Origin of the sequence: Pseudonocardia pini, assembly GCF_013870575.1 — a bacterium.
Lineage (GTDB): Bacteria > Actinomycetota > Actinomycetes > Mycobacteriales > Pseudonocardiaceae > Pseudonocardia > Pseudonocardia pini.
On the sequence record NZ_JACBXB010000934.1, the window covers coordinates 1 to 1,900 of the forward strand.

The 1,900-nt window shown below is 75.2% G+C and carries 2 protein-coding genes; one reads left to right on the forward strand and one right to left on the reverse strand.

The window, feature by feature from the left end; translation table 11 throughout:
* Positions 1-38: 38 nt before the first annotated feature.
* Positions 39-1,358, forward strand: coding sequence for a bifunctional folylpolyglutamate synthase/dihydrofolate synthase (locus H5J29_RS31010; protein ID WP_181784492.1), 1,320 nt, complete (start codon positions 39-41; stop codon positions 1,356-1,358).
* A 3-nt stretch (positions 1,359-1,361) separates the two neighbouring features.
* Here the strand turns inward: H5J29_RS31010 and folP are convergent.
* Positions 1,362-1,900 (reverse strand): dihydropteroate synthase (gene folP, locus H5J29_RS31015; RefSeq protein ID WP_181784493.1); only part of this gene is annotated, 539 nt, incomplete at its 5' end.

A 1,900-nucleotide genomic window follows, 5' to 3' on the forward strand; every position in this document is an offset into this window, starting at 1 on the left:
CGACAGCGCCCCCGCGCCCTCCCGACGAGGAGCATGGCATGAGCCGCCCCACCGACCGGCTGGCCGAGATCGAGAAGGCCCTCGTCGGACGCTGGCCGGAGAGCAGGCTGGACCCGAGCCTCGACCGCATCGCCGCCCTGACGGCTCGGCTCGGGAACCCTCAGCACGCGGTGCCCGCCGTCCACATCACCGGCACCAACGGCAAGACCAGCACCGCCCGGATGGTCGACGAGCTGCTGCGCGCCACCGGCAGGCGCACCGGCCGGTACACGAGCCCGCACCTGGAGTCGGTGCGGGAGCGCGTCGTCCTCGACGGCGCCCCGATCTCCGAGGCGGAGTTCGTCGCCGTGTACGAGGCCGTGCTGCCGGAGGTCGAGGCCCTCGACCACGAGCTCCCGATCCCGCTGTCCTTCTTCGAGGTGATGACGGCGATGGCCTTCGTCGCCTTCGCCCGGGCCGGGCTCGACGCGGTCGTGGTCGAGGTCGGCATGGGCGGGAGCTGGGACGCGACGAACGTCGTCGACGGCCGCGTCGCCGTCGTCACGCCGATCTCGTTGGACCACACCGAGTACCTCGGCCCGGACGTCGCCACGATCGCGCGGGAGAAGGCGGGCATCGTCAAGCCGGGGGCGACAGCGGTCCTCGCGAGGCAACCCGCGGCGGCCGAACGCGTCCTCGTCGGCCGCGCGCGCGAGGTCGGTGCCCAGGTCCAGGAGGTCCTCCACCACCGCACGGTGCCCACGGCGCGGCCGGGCGGACAGGTGCTGCGGCTCGCCGCGCCCGGTCGGGACCTCCCCGACCTGTTCCTTCCCCTGCTCGGCCGCTACCAGGCCGAGAACGCCCGCGTCGCCGTCACGGCCGTCGACGCGTTCCTGCGTGCCGAGGGCGTCGAGCTGACCGCCGAGCAGGCCCGTCGAGGCCTGGCGGCGGTCCGGGCCCCGGGACGGCTGGAGCGGCTGCGGGACACGCCACCGGTCCTCGTCGACGCCTCGCACAACCCGGCGGGGATGGCCGCCACGGTTCGGGGGCTGGGCGAGGCTCTCGCCGTGGAGCGCGTGGTGGTCGTGCTCGCGGTCCTGCGGGGCAAGGACGTCGAGGGGATCGTCCGCGCGATCGACCCGGTGGCCGCCACCGTGGTCGTCTCGCAGAACGAGTCACCCCGCGCGCTCCCCGCCACCGAGCTCGCCGAGACCGCAGGCGCCGTCCTCGGGGCGGGCCGGATCGTGGTCGAGCCCCGCCTGGACGACGCGATCGACACCGCGGTCCGGCTGGCCGGCGACTCCGGCCACCGCGCCGCCGTGCTGGTCACCGGCAGTGTCGTGACCGCCGGTGCGGCGCGGACCTTCCTGACCCGCTGAGGGTCAGGCCGCGGACTCCGCGGCGCGCACCACGCGGACCGCGTCGGCCGACGCGGCCACGTCGTGGACCCGCACCCCCCACGCCCCGGCCTGGGCCGCGAGGACGGTCGTCGCGACGGTGGCGGCGTCCCGGAACCGGGCAGGCCCCTCGGGCCGGTCCGCGGCGAGCACGCCGGCCAGGAACCGCTTGCGCGAGGATCCGACGAGGACGGGGAAGCCGAGCCCGACCAGCTCGTCGAGCCGGGCGAGCAACGTCCAGTTGTGCTCGCCGTGCTTCGCGAAGCCCAGCCCGGGATCGAGGATCAACCGAGCCGGGTCCACCCCCGCCTCGACGGCATCGTCGACCCGCATGACCAGCTCCGCGGCGACCTCGCGGACGACGTCGGTGTACACCGCAGCCGAGTACATGTCCCGGCTGGTCCCCCGCGAGTGGTTGAGCACCCAGGGCACCCGGGCCTCGGCCACCACCCGGGCCATCGCCGGGTCGGCGAGGCCGCCACTGACGTCGTTGACCAGCACCGGGTTGAGCTCGGCCACCATGT

What these genes read in the sequence shown, in the direction of transcription:
- H5J29_RS31010 (WP_181784492.1), top strand. Translation starts at nt 39, where the DNA reads ATGAGCCGCCCCACCGACCGGCTGGCCGAGATCGAGAAGGCCCTCGTC.